At 72.6% G+C, this 14,744-nt stretch carries 13 protein-coding genes; 10 read left to right on the top strand and 3 right to left on the bottom strand.

The features are described 5' to 3' along the window. Positions 1-319 precede the first annotated feature (319 nt). From IE239_RS03935 to pgfA, 3 genes are all read left to right on the top strand, one after another. Entirely contained in the window at positions 320-2,044 is a 1,725-nt protein-coding gene (locus tag IE239_RS03935; protein ID WP_190147822.1) for a lytic transglycosylase domain-containing protein, read from the top strand. 207 nt (positions 2,045-2,251) lie between these two features. Next, positions 2,252-2,386 (top strand): SPW_0924 family protein, encoded by a 135-nt coding sequence (locus IE239_RS03930; RefSeq protein ID WP_107472664.1) that lies wholly within the window; start codon positions 2,252-2,254, stop codon positions 2,384-2,386. 95 nt (positions 2,387-2,481) lie between these two features. After that, positions 2,482-3,483, top strand: a complete 1,002-nt coding sequence (gene pgfA, locus IE239_RS03925) for a cell envelope lipid trafficking protein PgfA (RefSeq protein ID WP_190147821.1) — start codon at positions 2,482-2,484, stop codon at positions 3,481-3,483. 100 nt (positions 3,484-3,583) lie between these two features. On the opposite strand, the gene hrpB is transcribed toward pgfA, so the two are convergent. Together hrpB and IE239_RS03915 are read right to left on the bottom strand one after the other, a co-directional pair. Further along, positions 3,584-6,109, bottom strand: coding sequence for an ATP-dependent helicase HrpB (gene hrpB / locus IE239_RS03920; RefSeq protein WP_190148043.1), 2,526 nt, complete (start codon positions 6,107-6,109; stop codon positions 3,584-3,586). A gap of 93 nt (positions 6,110-6,202) precedes the next feature. Next, the gene (locus tag IE239_RS03915; protein ID WP_373308055.1) at positions 6,203-7,027 is read right to left on the bottom strand and encodes a class I SAM-dependent methyltransferase; all 825 of its coding nucleotides are present in this window, start codon (positions 7,025-7,027) and stop codon (positions 6,203-6,205) included. A gap of 378 nt (positions 7,028-7,405) precedes the next feature. On the opposite strand from IE239_RS03915, the gene rpsA reads away from it, so the two are divergent. The 4 genes from rpsA (at position 7,406) to IE239_RS03895 (ending at position 11,476) form a co-directional block, all read left to right on the top strand. Next, on the top strand, positions 7,406-8,908 hold the full coding sequence (rpsA, locus tag IE239_RS03910; RefSeq protein ID WP_190147820.1) for a 30S ribosomal protein S1: 1,503 nt from the start codon (positions 7,406-7,408) through the stop codon (positions 8,906-8,908). Between the two features lie 478 nt (positions 8,909-9,386). Further along, entirely contained in the window at positions 9,387-10,325 is a 939-nt protein-coding gene (locus tag IE239_RS03905; protein ID WP_190147819.1) for a PAC2 family protein, read from the top strand. A 99-nt stretch (positions 10,326-10,424) separates the two neighbouring features. Then, the gene (gene coaE, locus IE239_RS03900; protein ID WP_190147818.1) at positions 10,425-11,045 is read left to right on the top strand and encodes a dephospho-CoA kinase; all 621 of its coding nucleotides are present in this window, start codon (positions 10,425-10,427) and stop codon (positions 11,043-11,045) included. A 50-nt stretch (positions 11,046-11,095) separates the two neighbouring features. Continuing rightward, the gene (locus IE239_RS03895) at positions 11,096-11,476 is read left to right on the top strand and encodes a tetratricopeptide repeat protein (RefSeq protein ID WP_190147817.1); all 381 of its coding nucleotides are present in this window, start codon (positions 11,096-11,098) and stop codon (positions 11,474-11,476) included. A gap of 118 nt (positions 11,477-11,594) precedes the next feature. Here IE239_RS03895 and IE239_RS03890 read toward each other — a convergent pair whose 3' ends face one another. Next, on the bottom strand, positions 11,595-11,861 hold the full coding sequence (locus IE239_RS03890) for a DUF6343 family protein (protein WP_190147816.1): 267 nt from the start codon (positions 11,859-11,861) through the stop codon (positions 11,595-11,597). Between the two features lie 97 nt (positions 11,862-11,958). On the opposite strand from IE239_RS03890, the gene IE239_RS03885 reads away from it, so the two are divergent. From IE239_RS03885 to pip, 3 genes are read left to right on the top strand one after another with little or no spacing between them, the layout of a single operon-like run. Further along, on the top strand, positions 11,959-12,888 hold the full coding sequence (locus tag IE239_RS03885) for an acyltransferase domain-containing protein (protein ID WP_190147815.1): 930 nt from the start codon (positions 11,959-11,961) through the stop codon (positions 12,886-12,888). A gap of 58 nt (positions 12,889-12,946) precedes the next feature. Beyond that, positions 12,947-13,702 (top strand): uracil-DNA glycosylase, encoded by a 756-nt coding sequence (locus tag IE239_RS03880; RefSeq protein WP_190147814.1) that lies wholly within the window; start codon positions 12,947-12,949, stop codon positions 13,700-13,702. Between the two features lie 42 nt (positions 13,703-13,744). Then, positions 13,745-14,701 carry a prolyl aminopeptidase gene (gene pip, locus IE239_RS03875; RefSeq protein WP_190147813.1) on the top strand — a complete coding sequence of 319 codons (957 nt, stop codon included), beginning with the start codon at positions 13,745-13,747 and terminating at the stop codon, positions 14,699-14,701. Positions 14,702-14,744 lie beyond the last annotated feature (43 nt).

The following is a 14,744-nucleotide window of genomic DNA, read 5'->3' as shown; positions in this document are numbered from 1 at the left end:
GGGCACGGTTCCCGGTGGACGAGGCACGGCGGGCCGGTGAAAACGCCACTCGAACGGGTGCCGGTGGCAAAGAAGTTGTCGTAGGGTCGCCTGGGCCTCGCGCCCCGGGCGCGTCGAACAAAGGAACAGAAACAGGGCAAACCGCTTGCGAGTGCAACCCTCGCGGCAGGTTGACCGTCCCACCAGTGGCAACGGCAACCGACAATCACCACCAGCGACACGGCACGAGCGGCACGACACCGGCGACACGGCGACAACACAACGGCACAGCAGGGCAGGCGAAGACGGGCGTTCGGCGTCCACGGGAGGGTTTCACTTCATGTCGGCGCATTTCGGCACGAGACTGCGCAAGGGAGCGGTCAACACGACCGTGGCCGCACTGGCCGTCGCGGCTCTGGCCGCGTCCCAGGCACCTGACGTCACGGCCGACGGCCAGGGCAGACAGACCGCCGCCGACACCCCGTCCGCCGACGCCGGCACCGCCGACAGCGCCACCGGCAACTCGCCGTACTACACGGATCTGCCGCCGCTGAAGAGCCCCGCCCCGGCCCCGACCGGCGGCTCGCCCACCGCCCCGGCCGCCGCCGGCACCGCCGAGGCCGGCATTCCCACGACCGTGCTCGACGCCTACAAGAAGGCCGAGGCGGCGCTCGCGCAGGCCAAGCCGGGCTGCAACATGCCCTGGCAACTCCTCGCCGCCATCGGCAAGGTCGAGTCGGGCCAGGCGGGCGGCGGCAACGTCACCGCCGACGGCACGACCCTCACGCCGATCCTCGGCCCGGTCCTCAACGGCGTGGGCTTCGCCGACATCAAGGACACCGACAACGGCTCCTACGACGGCGACAGCACCCACGACCGCGCCGTGGGCCCCATGCAGTTCATCCCCTCCACCTGGGCGTGGGCGGGCCGCGACGGCAACGGCGACGGCAAGAAGGACCCCAACAACGTCTACGACGCCGCGCTCGCCGCCGGCCACTACCTGTGCCGCTACGACTGGAACATGGCCACCCCGGCCGGCATGCGCAGCGCGATCCTCAGCTACAACAACTCGACGGACTACCTCAACACCGTCCTGTCGTGGCTGGAGTACTACCGCAAGGGCACGCACGAGATCCCGAACGGCACCGGCAGCGTGCCCGCGAACCGCAGCGACGACTACCCGAGCACGCCCGTCTCGCCGTCCGTCCCGTCGACGCCCGCCACGCCCGGCCGCCCGTCGACGCCCGCCAAGCCGACGCCGCCCAAGCCGCCGACCCCCGCGCCCCCCACGCCCGGCAAGCCCACCCCGCCGCCGCCCACGCCGACCGACACGGTCGACCACCTCGAGGACGCGGGCACGGCGAACCTCACCGCCATGGCGGGCCACGCCTTTCCCGCCCGGATCGGCACCCGGGCGGAGACCGCGGCCGGCAAGGCCGTCGCCAAGGTCCGGATCCGCTTCACCATCGTCGGCGACACCGACACCGTCTTCGCCGGCGGCGAGAGCGTCGCCGTGGTCGCCACGGACGGCAGGGGCGTCGCCCTCGCGCCCGCCCTCACGGTGGGAGAGAAGACCGGCGACTTCACCGTCCGCGCCACGCTCGCCGGCCGTACGCTCTCCGCCCTCGACTACCGGGCCACCGTCACCGCCCGCGCCGCCGACGCCCTCGCCCGCACCGGCGACACCGCGCTCACCTGCGTCGCCGGCGGCGAGTTCGCCGACCAGGTCGAGGTCAAGGCCACCTACCAGGGCGCCGTCGCGGACAAGGTCGCGGCCACCGCCACCCTGGTCAAGTCGGCCGACGACCCGACCGCGAACGACAGGGGCCCCTACTTCAAGGACGCCGCCGGCGACGCCGTGCGCACCCTGGACCTCCAGACGGACGCGAAGGGCCTGCTGCAACTGCCCAAGCTGTACGCGGACGACACCGCCGGAACGTACCTGCTGCGCATCACCACCACGGGCGGCGCGACCCTCACCGTCGAACTGACCGTCACGGCCGCCGCGACCACCTCCCCGAGCCCCGCGCCCAGCGAGTCGCCGTCCACGGCCTCCGGCTCGTAAGCCTCCGTCCGCACACGACGACGGCCTCCGTCCGCACCACGACGACGGCGCCCCCGTGAACGCGGGGGCGCCGTCGTCGTGTGCGACGTGTTCTCATCTCGCGCGCCCGTTGCTACGGTGCCGGACCTGACGACCTGTCAGCCATGCTGCCGGATCCCATGGCCGGTTCCGGCAGCCGACCCCGTGGCCGTTGCGCAGGGAGGCCCGATGCGCGCCCTCATCGCCGCCGCGACCGGTCTCGCCGTCGCGCTCGCCCTCGTCCTCACGCTCACCGCACTGGGCACGCCGACCGGCAAGACCTCGCCGAAACCCCTGCTGACGACGGTCCCCGCCCACCCCTGACCGCCCACCCGCCCCCCACCGACGCGTCACCCTCCGACGACCGACGCGTCCCGTGACCGCCCCGCCCGCCGGCACCGTCCGCGAAGGAGGCCGAGATGCGCCGCACAGCCGGCCTGGTCCTGCTCGCCCTCGCCGTGTTCTTCGCGGCGCTCGCCCCGCTGCTGCGCTGGTACGCCTACCCGCGCCTGGCCAAGATCCCGGCCGGCGAGTACCAGACGATGGTCCTGCAGGCGAAGAACGCCACCCTCCTCGACTACGGCACGATGACCGCCCGCACGGTCCCGCAGGTCACCATCGTGCAGACCCTCAAGGGCGATGTGCAGGCCTCCGAGCGGATCGAGAGGACCGCGGGCCGGGACGTCGTCGTCTGGGACGGCCTGTCCTACGTCCAGGGACCAGACGGCAAGATGGTGTCCAAGGTCCCCGAGCGCTACATCTTCGACGCCCACACACAGGAACCCGTCCACGCCACCGGCGAGATGGTCGACGGCGACCCGGTCCGCCGCACGGGCATCGAGTTCAAGTGGCCCTTCCTCACCCAGAAGCGGGACTACGAGTACTTCGACGCCCAGACCCGCACCACCGCCCCCATCCACTACCGGGACACCCGCGACTTCCGTGGCCTGAAGGTCTACTACTTCGAACAGACCGTCCCGTGGACCGAAGTGCCCATGCCCAAGACGATGCCCGTCCAGGGCATCACCCCCCAGACCGTGGCCAGGACCGGCACCACCCGCTGGTACACCACGGTCCGCAGATTCTGGGTCGAGCCCGTCACGGGAGCGCCCGTCTACGGCGAGGAGATCCACCGGGAGGAGCTGCGCGGCGGCACCCTCCTCGGCGGCCGCGCAAAGGTCACGGCGTTCGCCGGACACGTGAAGATGCGTGAGGACTACATCGAGCACACCGTGGCCATGGTCAAGTCCAACCGCACCCTGGTTCTGCTCCTGACCGCGTACCTGCCCTGGGGCTTCCTCCTGCTCGGCCTGGTGCTGATGTCCCTCTCGCTCCTCCTGGAGGCGCGCTCCCGCCGCCCGCACCGCCCGGCGGCCGCCGAACCCGCAGAACCCGCGGAACCACGGTCGGTCACCGCCTGAGGCGTGTGCCCGTCACCGACCGAGCCGCCGCCCTTCACCGCCTGGAGCGTGGCCCGTCACCGCCTGGAGCGTGGCCCGTCACCGCCTGGAGCGTGGCCCGTCACCGACTGAGCCGTGCGTTCGTGTGTCGCGTCGCCTCGGCGCCCGCCGGATCCTCCGGCCACGGATGCTTGGGATACCGGCCCCGCAGCTCCGACCGCACCGCCCGGTAGCCGTCCCGCCAGAACGACGCGAGATCGGACGTGACGGCCGCCGGCCGCCCGGCGGGGGACAGCAGATGCACGACCAGCGGCGCCCCCGCCACCCGCGGCGACTCCTGCAGCCCGAACATCTCCTGCAGCTTCACCGCCAGCACCGGCCGCTGCGGATCGGCGTAGTCGATCCGGATCCTGGACCCGCTCGGCACGGTGATCCGCTCGGGCGCCAGCTCGTCCAGCCTGCCCGCCTCGCCGGACGCCCACGGCAACAACCGCCCCAGTGCCTGCCCGGCGTCGATCCGCCCCAGATCGGCCCGCCGCCGGGCCCGGCTCAACTCCGGCTCCAGCCATTCGTCCACGCGCGCGTGCAGCGACGCGTCGTCCACGTCCGGCCACGGATCCCCCACGCGCAGCCGCACGAAAGCGAGCCGCTGCCGCAAGGCGTCCGTCTCCGGCGACCACCGCAGCAACCGCAGCCCCTCCTGCCGAAGCCCCTCCACGAGCGCACCCCGCACGAGCGAGGCGTCGGCGTTCCGCAACGGACGCACCGCCAGCTCCACCGCCCCCAGCCGCTCGACCCGCCGCGCGACCACGTCCCCGTCGGCCCAGCGGACCTCGTCCCGCTCCCGGAGCAGCACACCGGCCGCGAGACGGGCCACGTCCTCGTCCACGACCGCCGCGAGCTGCACACGCGCGTGCACCTGACCGACGGGCCGGTCGGCGACCGCCACCGCCAGCCAGGGCGCCCCCCGAAGCCCGGTGCCCCGGCCGGTCTCGGCCCGGGTTCCCGACACCATGAGATACGAGCCGCCGTCGGCCTTCGCGAGCCGCTCCGGGAACGCGAGGGCGACCACGAGCCCCACGAGCCCTTCCACGTCGCCCTCCTCCGCCGCCGGGGAAAGCGGGCCGGGAGGCCGGGAGACGTCCTGGGCGGCGACGGCCCGCAGCCGTCGCACCTCGGCCCGCCACCGCCCGGAATACGCGTCGCCGCCGCGCCGGGCGGCGCGCAACGCGGCCGCCAGATCGTCCCCGTACTCCCGCGGAGCCTCCTCGCTCAGCAGCGCCACCACCTCGGCGGCCCGCTCCACACCGACGGAGGCCGCTCCGTCCAGCAGCGCCCGTCCCAGCCGCGGGTGCAGCCCCAGCCGGGCCAGCCGCCCCCCGCGCTCGGTGGCCCGGCCGGCCGTGTCCACCGCGCCGATCGCCGTCAGCAACTCCCGGGCCGCCGCCATCGCCCCCGCCGGCGGCCGATCCAGCAACGCCAGCCCGGACGCCTGCGGATCGCCCCAGCAGGCCGCCTGAAGGGCGAACGAGGCGAGATCGGCCACCTTGATCTCCGGCGCCGGAAACAGCGGCAGCCGCGCGTCCTCCGCCTCCGCCCAGCACCGGTACACCGTCCCCGGCGCCTCCCGCCCGGCCCGCCCGGCCCGCTGACGGCCCGCCGCCCGCGAGGCGCGCACGGTCGCGAGCGCGCTCAGCCCACGCGCGTGATCCACGCGCGGCTCCCGCGCCAGCCCCGAGTCCACGACCACCCGTACGCCGGGCACCGTCAACGACGACTCCGCCACGGACGTCGCGAGCACCACCCGCCGCCGCGCTCCCGGCGCCAGCACCGCGTCCTGCACGGCCGCCGGCGCCCGCCCGTGCACCTGGAGCACGTCCACCCCGTCCGGCGCCCCGAGCAGCCCCGCGACGCGCGCGATCTCCCCGACACCCGGCAGGAAGCACAGCACGTCCCCCGACCGCTCTGTCAGCGCCCGCCGCACCACCGAGGCCACATGCGACAGCAAGGCCGGATCCACCCGCATCCCGTGCGGCGGCCGCACGGCGCCCGCCGGCGGCGCCCAGACCACCTCGACGCCGAAGGCGGCACCCCGGGCCTCCACCACCGGCGCCCCGCCCAGCAGCCCCGCCCACCCGGACGTGTCGGTCGTCGCCGAGGCCGCCACCAGCCGCAGGTCGGGCCGCAGCGTCTCGCGCACGTCCCACAGGAACGCGGCCGACGTGTCCGCGTCCAGATGCCGTTCGTGGCACTCGTCCAGGAGCACGACGTCGACGCCCGTCAGCTCCTGGTCCCGCTGGAGACGCTGCAGCAGCACACCGGTCGTGACGACCTCCACGCGCGTGCGCCGCCCCACGACCCGCTCCCCGCGGACCGTGTACCCGATGGCCTCCCCGGTCCGCTCGCCCAGCAGCCACGCCATCCGCCGGGCGGCCGCCCGTGCCGCGATCCGCCGCGGCTCGGCCACCACCACCCGCCGCGCCGGGCCCTCGCCCAGCAGCCCGGCCAGCGCGAGCGGCACCAGCGTCGTCTTGCCCGTGCCGGGCGGCGCCGCGAGCACGGCGGCCCCGTGCCCGTCCAGGGCGTCGTTCAGTGCGGGCAGGGCCGCCCGCACGGGCAGCGCGTCCAGGGCGTCGTCACGGAGGATCACGCCCCCAGTGTCGTACGCGGCCGGCCACGCGCCCCACGCGCGTGCACCGCCGGGAGCGGCCGGACCGCTACCGGTCCCGCCCGGTCCCGTTCAGTCCCGCTCGCACACGAAGACGGCCGTTCCGGGGATCAGGTTGCCGCGCAGCGGCGACCAGCCGCCCCACTCCGACGAGTTCCAGGACGGCCACTCCGGCTCGACCAGGTCCACCAGCCGGAAACCGCCCGCCACGACGTCGCGGACCCGGTCGCCGAGCGTGCGGTGGTGCTCCACGTACACCGCCCGGCCCTGTTCGTCCTGCTCCACGTACGGCGTGCGGTCGAAGTAGGACGACGACACCGTCAGCCCCTCCGGGCCGGGCTCGTCCGGGAACGCCCACCGGATCGGATGCGTCACCGAGAACACGAAACGGCCGCCCGGCCGCAGCACTCGCCGCACCTCCTTCAGCACGAGCACCGGATCGGCGACGAAGGGCAGCGCCCCGTACGCCGAGCACGCCAGGTCGAAGGAGGCGTCCGCGAACGGCAGCGCGCCCGCGTCGGCGCACACCAGCGGGAACGGGCCGCCGATGCGCAGCGCGTGCTGGAGCTGGCGGTGGGAGATGTCCAGGGCCACCGGCAGCGCGCCCTGCGCGGTGAGCCAGCGCGCGCACTGGGCCGCTCCGGCGCCGATCTCCAGGACCGCCCTGCCCTTCAGTTCCTCCGGCGGGCCGAGCAGCTCCGCCTCCACCTCGTCGAGGCCCTCCGGACCCCACACGAATCGGTCGTCGCCCAGGAACGTGCCGTGCTCGATCTGGTATTCGTCCGCGTTGCGGTCCCACCAGCCCCGGTTGGCCCGGGTGCTCTCGGCGACGTCGGCGTCACGTCGGGTGGCTTCCGGCTCGAAGGCCGTCTCGGACGATGCGGGCTCTTGGATGATCGGCTCCCTCGTCGTACTCTTCCGTGCAACCCGCCCGACGGCGGCACCCAGGTGTCACCGGAGGGGCTTCCTGCGGCCTGCGTGGCCTCGGAAGAAAGGTTGTGTGCCGGGTATGCGGTGATCCGCCCCGGGTGTGCGCCTTCGCGCATTGACCCTGCCCGGCTGCCCCCGTATGCTACAAGTTGCGCTGCGGGCCTGCGCACCTCAGACGTAGCAGGCTGCGCTCGCATCTGTTGGATGTCCCCTCGGTTCTCGAGGTGCCTTCACCGGTTTCCTGGTGGGGCGCTTCCTAAGCTGTCCGGCTTCTTCAGAGCGATCACGGGCTCCCGGCGTAGCAGTACCTACGACTTTCTGTCCGTAACCGGAGCCCTTTCCCACATGACGAGCAGCACCGAGACCACCGCCACCACCCCGCAGGTTGCGGTCAACGACATCGGTAACGAGGAAGCCTTCCTCGCCGCGATCGACGAAACGATCAAGTACTTCAACGACGGCGACATCGTCGACGGCGTCATCGTGAAGGTCGACCGGGACGAGGTCCTGCTCGACATCGGTTACAAGACCGAAGGCGTTATCCCGAGCCGCGAACTCTCCATCAAGCACGACGTCGACCCCAACGAGGTCGTCGCCGTGGGCGATGAGATCGAGGCCCTCGTCCTCCAGAAGGAGGACAAGGAAGGCCGTCTCATCCTGTCCAAGAAGCGCGCTCAGTACGAGCGTGCCTGGGGCACGATCGAGAAGATCAAGGAAGAAGACGGCATCGTCACCGGTACCGTCATCGAGGTCGTCAAGGGTGGTCTCATCCTCGACATCGGCCTCCGTGGCTTCCTGCCGGCCTCCCTCGTCGAGATGCGCCGCGTCCGCGACCTCCAGCCCTACGTGGGCAAGGAGCTCGAGGCGAAGATCATCGAGCTGGACAAGAACCGCAACAACGTGGTCCTGTCCCGTCGCGCCTGGCTGGAGCAGACCCAGTCCGAGGTCCGCCAGACGTTCCTCACGACCCTGCAGAAGGGCCAGGTCCGCTCCGGCGTCGTCTCCTCGATCGTCAACTTCGGTGCGTTCGTGGACCTGGGCGGCGTCGACGGTCTCGTCCACGTCTCCGAGCTGTCCTGGAAGCACATCGACCACCCCTCCGAGGTCGTCGAGGTCGGCCAGGAGGTCACGGTCGAGGTCCTGGACGTCGACATGGACCGCGAGCGTGTCTCCCTGTCGCTGAAGGCGACCCAGGAAGACCCGTGGCAGCAGTTCGCCCGCACCCACCAGATCGGCCAGGTCGTCCCCGGCAAGGTCACGAAGCTGGTTCCGTTCGGTGCGTTCGTCCGCGTCGACGAGGGCATCGAGGGTCTGGTCCACATCTCCGAGCTGGCCGAGCGCCACGTGGAGATTCCGGAGCAGGTCGTCCAGGTCAACGACGAGATCTTCGTCAAGGTCATCGACATCGACCTCGAGCGTCGCCGGATCTCGCTGTCCCTCAAGCAGGCCAACGAGTCCTTCGGCTCCGACCCGGCCTCGGTCGAGTTCGACCCGACGCTGTACGGCATGGCCGCGTCGTACGACGACCAGGGCAACTACATCTACCCCGAGGGCTTCGACCCCGAGACCAACGACTGGCTCGAGGGCTACGAGACCCAGCGCGAGGCGTGGGAGGGCCAGTACGCCGAGGCGCAGCAGCGCTTCGAGCAGCACCAGGCCCAGGTCATCAAGTCCCGCGAGGCCGACGAGGCCGCTGCCGCCGAGGGCGGCGAAGCCGCCGGTGCGGCTCCGGCCGCGAGCGGTGGTGGCGGTTCGTACTCCTCCGAGGGCGCCGACACCTCCGGCGCGCTGGCGTCGGACGAGGCGCTCGCCGCGCTGCGCGAGAAGCTGGCCGGCGGCCAGAGCTGACCTCCCTCAGCCGGGGGACACCCCGGCTGGTGAGGCTCGGCAGACAGTAGCCAGGCAGTAGTCGAAGGCCCGCACCTCTCTAGGTGCGGGCCTTCGGCGTGCCGCGGAGCCGCCCCCGCTCCCGCAACCGACGGCCGGTCCGTGCGCACCGGCGGTCCGGTGGAGCAGCTGACGGCCGCGCTGTCCGGCTGCCGCCCGGACCGCCCTGCCCGCCGGGCGCCGGGCGCCGCGCCACCGGCCTCCGCCGACCGTGCTCACGACCGCCGGTCGCACACCCGGGCAGCAGTTGCACAGCCGAACAGCAGCCGGGCGGCGCGGCCGAAGAGCAGCCGGGCGGCGCGGCCGAGCGCTCCCGGGAGAGGCAGCCCGGCGAGCCTCCCGGGGGATCCACCGGAGTCCGCCGATCTTGGCGGCCCGACGGGAATGCCCACGCCGCCGAGCGCGTTGTCCTCTGAGAACACGAGGAGGAGCGGTCCAAGTGCTTGATCCGCAGGGTTTGTACGCATGGGAGCCGAAGGGCCTGGCAGTCGTCGACATGGCGTTGGCCCAGGAATCGGCCGGACTTGTCATGCTCTACCACTTCGACGGATACATCGACGCGGGCGAGACCGGCGACCAGATCGTCGACCGGCTGCTCGACTCGCTGCCCAACCAACTCGTAGCCCGCTTCGACCACGACCGGCTCGTCGACTACCGCGCCCGCCGCCCGCTGCTCACCTTCAAGCGCGACCGGTGGACCGACTACGAAGAGCCGACCATCGAGGTGCGCCTCGTGCAGGACGCCACCGGAGCCCCCTTCCTGCTGCTCTCGGGCCCCGAACCGGACGTCGAGTGGGAGCGCTTCGCCGTCGCCGTGAAGCAGATCGTCGAACGGCTCGGGGTCCGCCTGTCGGTGAACTTCCACGGCATCCCCATGGGCGTCCCGCACACCCGCCCCGTGGGCATCACCCCGCACGGCAACCGCACCGACCTCACGCCCGGCCATCGCAGCCCCTTCGACGAGGCTCAGGTCCCCGGCAGCGCCGAGGCCCTCATCGAGTACCGCCTCATGGACGCCGGTCACGACATCCTCGGCGTCGCCGCGCACGTCCCGCACTACATCGCCCGCTCCACCTACCCGGACGCGGCCCTGACGGTGCTGGAAGCGATCACCGCGGCGACCGGACTCGTGCTGCCGGGCATCGCCCACTCCCTGCGCACCGACGCCCACCGCACGCAGACCGAGATCGACCGTCAGATCCAGGAGGGCGACGAGGAACTCACCAGCCTCGTCCAAGGCCTGGAACACCAGTACGACGCGGCGGCCGGCGCCGAAAGCCGCGGCAACATGCTCGCCGAGCCGGTCGACATCCCGTCCGCGGACGAGATCGGGCAGGAATTCGAGCGGTTCCTCGCCGAACGCGAAGGGGAGGGCTGACCGCCGCCGCGCAGCCCCGTCGGGGCCTGCCGGCGCCTCGACGGGCGCCTTCGGGGGCCTGCCGTGTGCGTGTCACCGGCAGGCCCTAAGCTTCCCGTCATGCTGAAGGTGGGCCTGACCGGCGGGATCGGCGCCGGCAAGAGCGAAGTGTCCCGACTGCTCGTCGAATGCGGAGCCGTGCTGATCGACGCGGACCGCATCGCCCGCGAAGTCGTCGCGCCCGGCACCCCGGGCCTCGCAGCCGTCGTCGACGCCTTCGGGGAGGACGTCCTCACCGCGGACGGCAGCCTCGACCGCCCCCGGCTCGGCTCCGTGGTCTTCGCCGACCCCGAGAAACTCGCCCTCCTCAACTCGATCGTCCACCCTCTGGTCGGCGCTCGGTCGCGCGCACTGGAGACCTCCGCCCCGCAGGACGCCGTCGTCGTCCACGACGTCCCCCTCCTCACCGAGAACGGCCTCGCCCCCCTCTACGACCTCGTCGTCGTCGTGGACGTCCGCCCCGACACCCAGCTCGACCGCCTCGTACGCCTGCGTGGCATGACGGAGCAGGACGCCCGCGCCCGCATGGCCGCCCAGGCGACGCGCGAACAACGCCGCGAGATCGCCGACATCGTGATCGACAACGACGTACCCCTCCCCGAACTGCGGCACCGCGTCAAGGACGTGTGGAACGACCTCGTGCGCAGAGCGCACACCGCCCGCGAGGCCTCCCCGGAATAGGCCCCCCGGGTCCGCGCGTTGAACCCTCCCAGCCAGGGAAGGATTTTTCCGTGCCCGATACCGCAGGTTCTACCGGACGCACTCCGGAGACACACGTCATCGACTTCCGCGCCGCCGAGCAACTGCTCGCCGCACGGGACCCGCGGGGCGCGGTGAAGCTGCTCGACCAAGTCATCGCCGCGCACCCCGAGAACACCGCCGCCCGCCTGTTGCGTGCCCGCGCCTTCTTCGCCGCCGCGCAACTACGTCCCGCCGAACTCGAGTTCACCGTGGTGCTGGAGCGCGAACCCGACAACGCGTTCGCCCACTTCGCGCTCGCCCGCACCTACGAACGACAAGGACGCGGCGACCAGGCCAAGCGCCACTTCCGACTGGCCGCGGCACTCGACCCCAACCCGCAGTACCTGAAGGCAGCCCGCTTCGAGAGCTGAAAGGACGGCCCGCCGTCGCGCTCCGCCCGGCGCCGTACACGCATCATCCGTCCCGGGTCGCCGCGCCGCCCCACCGCACGCGTGCCGCGGTGCCGCCTCCCGGGCGAGGCCGCCCGTCTCAGGGGTGCCGCCGTTCGGGCGGCCGGTACGGCGGAATGTCGCGGCCCGGCTGGTAGTGAGGGCCCTGCCGGATGTGCCGGACCACCAACGCCAGGTCGACGGTGGTCACCACCCACAGCGCCCCGCATGCCGCCGCCCATCCCGGACGCCCCACCAGCGCGAACACGGCCGTCCCGAAGACCGTCCAGACCACGCCCCACAGGGCCAGCCCGAGACGCAGCCGCAGCGCACTGCGCGCGGTCGTCGGCTCACTTCCGGTACGCATCGCGAAAACACCACTCCTCCCTTGCAACGTACTCTCCGCCCCGGACGTTCTCCACAGGGATCCGACGTCCGACGACCAAGAGGGGGGCCGCGCTTCCATGCTGCCGAACACCGACGAGCTGACCGATGTGCTCCTCGACCTCGCGGTCCCGCACCAGGACATCGACGAGGCCGTCCGCCTGAGCAGGCGCGTCACGAGCGACACGGACGTTCTGCGGATCCTGGAGAAGGCCGTGGCGGACGTCGTCCAGGACATGGGGCGGATCCGGGGGACGACCGTCGACATACCGGCCCTCCCCGACGCCTCCACCGCGACGGCACGGTTCTTCCCGCTGTACGTCTTCGTCGCCGCGCTGCCCCACATCCGGGCCCACCACCGGGAGCGGGGCATCCCCGACGAGGTCGGCCGGCGCACCCTCGCCGACGTCGGCCGATGCGTCGCCTGGTACCGGCGATGGCACGGCACGGGCGGGCTGCTCATCCCGCAATGGCTCACCCTGCACTTCCACGGCGAGCTGTACCAACTGGGACGCCTGCAGTTCCAGCGCAGCCGCGTCGACGAGCGGACCGGAGCCTCGATCGCGGCGGCGGGACTGCCCCAGCGGCCCCAGGAACTGGGCCTCGCCGTCCATGTGCCCGACTTCATGGGGCCCCTGACCCCGCAGGCCGTCGAGCGATCCCTCGCACTCGCCCGGACGTTCTTCGCCCGCCACTACCCCGAAGAGACCTATTCGGTGGCCACCTGCGAGTCGTGGCTGCTGGACCCCCAGCTCAAGCGCCGCCTGCCGAAGGACTCCAACATCGTCCGCTTCCAGGAGCGGTTCCACCTCGCCCACCCGCCGACGGCCTCCGAGGCCCGTGAGGCCCCTGAGGCCCCCGAGGACATGGAACCCGTCCGGTTCGTCTTCGGCACCACCGACGTGCCCCTGGACCAGCTGCCCCGCCGGACCGTTCTCGAACGAGCCGTCCTCGACCACCTGCGCGAGGGCGGCCACTGGTACGTCGGACGCGGGTGGTTCGAGCTGTAGCGGCCGCTGACGTTCCGGCCCCCCCCGACACAGTCCGACCTGGTCTTACGGTGGAGCCATGGACGCTTCCTCCTCCGCTTCCGCCTCCCCTTCCGAGCCCGCCGCCACCTCGTCCGCTCTGAACCTGCTCGACGGGCGGATCACGGGGTGCAGGGCGTGTCCTCGGCTGGTGGAGTGGCGTGAGGAGGTGGCCCGCACGAAGCGGGCGGCCTTCGCGGACCGGACGTACTGGGGACGGCCCGTGCCCGGATTCGGTCCGCCGGACGCCCGCCTGCTGATCGTCGGGCTCGCTCCGGCGGCGCACGGCGGGAACCGTACGGGCCGTATGTTCACGGGTGACCGTTCCGGAGACGTGCTGTACCAGGCGTTGTACGACCTGGGGCTCGCCTCACAGCCCACGTCCGTCGCCGCCGACGACGGCCTGGAGCTGTACGGGGTGCGCGTCACGTCGCCCGTGCACTGTGCGCCGCCGGACAACAAGCCCACCCCTGGGGAGCGGGACACGTGCCGGCCCTGGCTGGTGCGGGAGCTTCGGCTGCTGCGGCCGACGCTGCGGTCGGTGGTCGTGCTGGGCGCCTTCGGCTGGCAGGCCGCGCTGCCCGCGTTCGCCGAGGCGGGCTGGAGCGTGCCACGGCCACGGCCGCCCTTCGCGCACGGGGCACGGTTGCCGCTCGACGACCCCGGCGGCGACGGCGTGGACGTCTTCGGCTGCTTCCACGTCAGCCAGCGCAACACCTTCACCGGCCGGCTCACCCCGCAGATGCTGCGGGATGTGCTGCGGACGGCGGCCGGGACCGCCGGGACCGGTAGGTGAATCCGTGCGACGGCGGCGCCGCGGAGATCGTACGGTGGCGCGATGGGCCTGTATCCGGAGACCGAACCGTACGAGCACGGCATGCTGGACGTCGGTGACGGCAACCGCGTGTACTGGGAGACCTGCGGGAATCCGGGGGGCAAGCCCGCGCTGGTGCTGCACGGCGGGCCGGGATCCGGGGCGACCCCGTACCTGCGGCGGCTGTTCGACCCCGCCGCTTACCGGATCGTTCTGCTCGACCAGCGCGGCTGCGGTCGGTCCACCCCGCACGCGAGCCGGTACGACACCGACATGAGCGTCAACACGACGGCGCACCTGATGGCCGATCTCGAACTGCTGCGGCGGAGTCTGGGCGTCGAGCGGTGGCTGGTGTGGGGGGTGTCATGGGGGTCGGTGCTGGCGTTGCGTTACGCGCAGACGTGTACCGCGGCGGTGAGCGAGCTGGTGCTGACCGGCGTCGCCACCGGCTCCGATGCCGAAGTGGACTTGCTGACGCGCGGGTTGGGGAAGGTGTTCCCGGAGGCGTTCGAGCGGTTCCTGGCGGGGCTGCCGGAGGGCGTGGCACGGGACGGCAATCTCGCCGCCGCCTACAACAGGCTGCTCGAGTCGCCCGATCCCGGTGTGCGGGAGCGGGCCGCGCGGGCGTGGACGGACTGGGAGACGGCGACGATCCCGGCGCCGCCGCGGTCCGTCGAGCGGTTCGAGGACCCGGTGTTCCGGGCGGGGTTCGCCCGCACGGTCACCCACTACTGGGGCAACGGTCACTTCCTGGACGGGGAGGAGGCCGTTCTGCGTGACGCCCGCCTCCTCGACGGTGTGCCCGGCACCCTCGTGCAGGGCAGCCTGGACTTCGGGAACCTCCTGGGCGTCGTCTGGCGGCTGCATCACGCCTGGCCCGGCAGCGAGTTGGTCGTCGTCGACCACGCCGGACACGGCGCGGGGGCGCGGGGCGTGGCGGAGGCGCTGGTGGCGGCCACCGACGGTTACGCCGCGCGGTGAGACCGGCCGAGGAGCGGGCGGCGCAGGGCGGATCCCGTCGGAG

It is taken from the genome of Streptomyces humidus (genome assembly GCF_014649655.1).
Taxonomy (GTDB): Bacteria; Actinomycetota; Actinomycetes; order Streptomycetales; family Streptomycetaceae; genus Streptomyces; species Streptomyces humidus.
This window is presented reverse-complemented; position numbering and strand designations above follow the sequence as displayed.

Excerpts from the sequence above, each read along its gene's own strand:
- IE239_RS03935 (WP_190147822.1), top strand. The coding sequence starts at position 320 with ATGTCGGCGCATTTCGGCACGAGACTGCGCAAGGGAGCGGTCAACACG.
- IE239_RS03930 (WP_107472664.1), top strand. The coding sequence starts at position 2,252 with ATGCGCGCCCTCATCGCCGCCGCGACCGGTCTCGCCGTCGCGCTCGCC.
- pgfA (WP_190147821.1), top strand. The coding sequence starts at position 2,482 with ATGCGCCGCACAGCCGGCCTGGTCCTGCTCGCCCTCGCCGTGTTCTTC.
- rpsA (WP_190147820.1), top strand. The coding sequence starts at position 7,406 with ATGACGAGCAGCACCGAGACCACCGCCACCACCCCGCAGGTTGCGGTC.
- coaE (WP_190147818.1), top strand. The coding sequence starts at position 10,425 with ATGCTGAAGGTGGGCCTGACCGGCGGGATCGGCGCCGGCAAGAGCGAA.
- IE239_RS03890 (WP_190147816.1), bottom strand. The coding sequence starts at position 11,861 with ATGCGTACCGGAAGTGAGCCGACGACCGCGCGCAGTGCGCTGCGGCTG.
- IE239_RS03885 (WP_190147815.1), top strand. The coding sequence starts at position 11,959 with ATGCTGCCGAACACCGACGAGCTGACCGATGTGCTCCTCGACCTCGCG.
- IE239_RS03880 (WP_190147814.1), top strand. The coding sequence starts at position 12,947 with ATGGACGCTTCCTCCTCCGCTTCCGCCTCCCCTTCCGAGCCCGCCGCC.
- pip (WP_190147813.1), top strand. The coding sequence starts at position 13,745 with ATGGGCCTGTATCCGGAGACCGAACCGTACGAGCACGGCATGCTGGAC.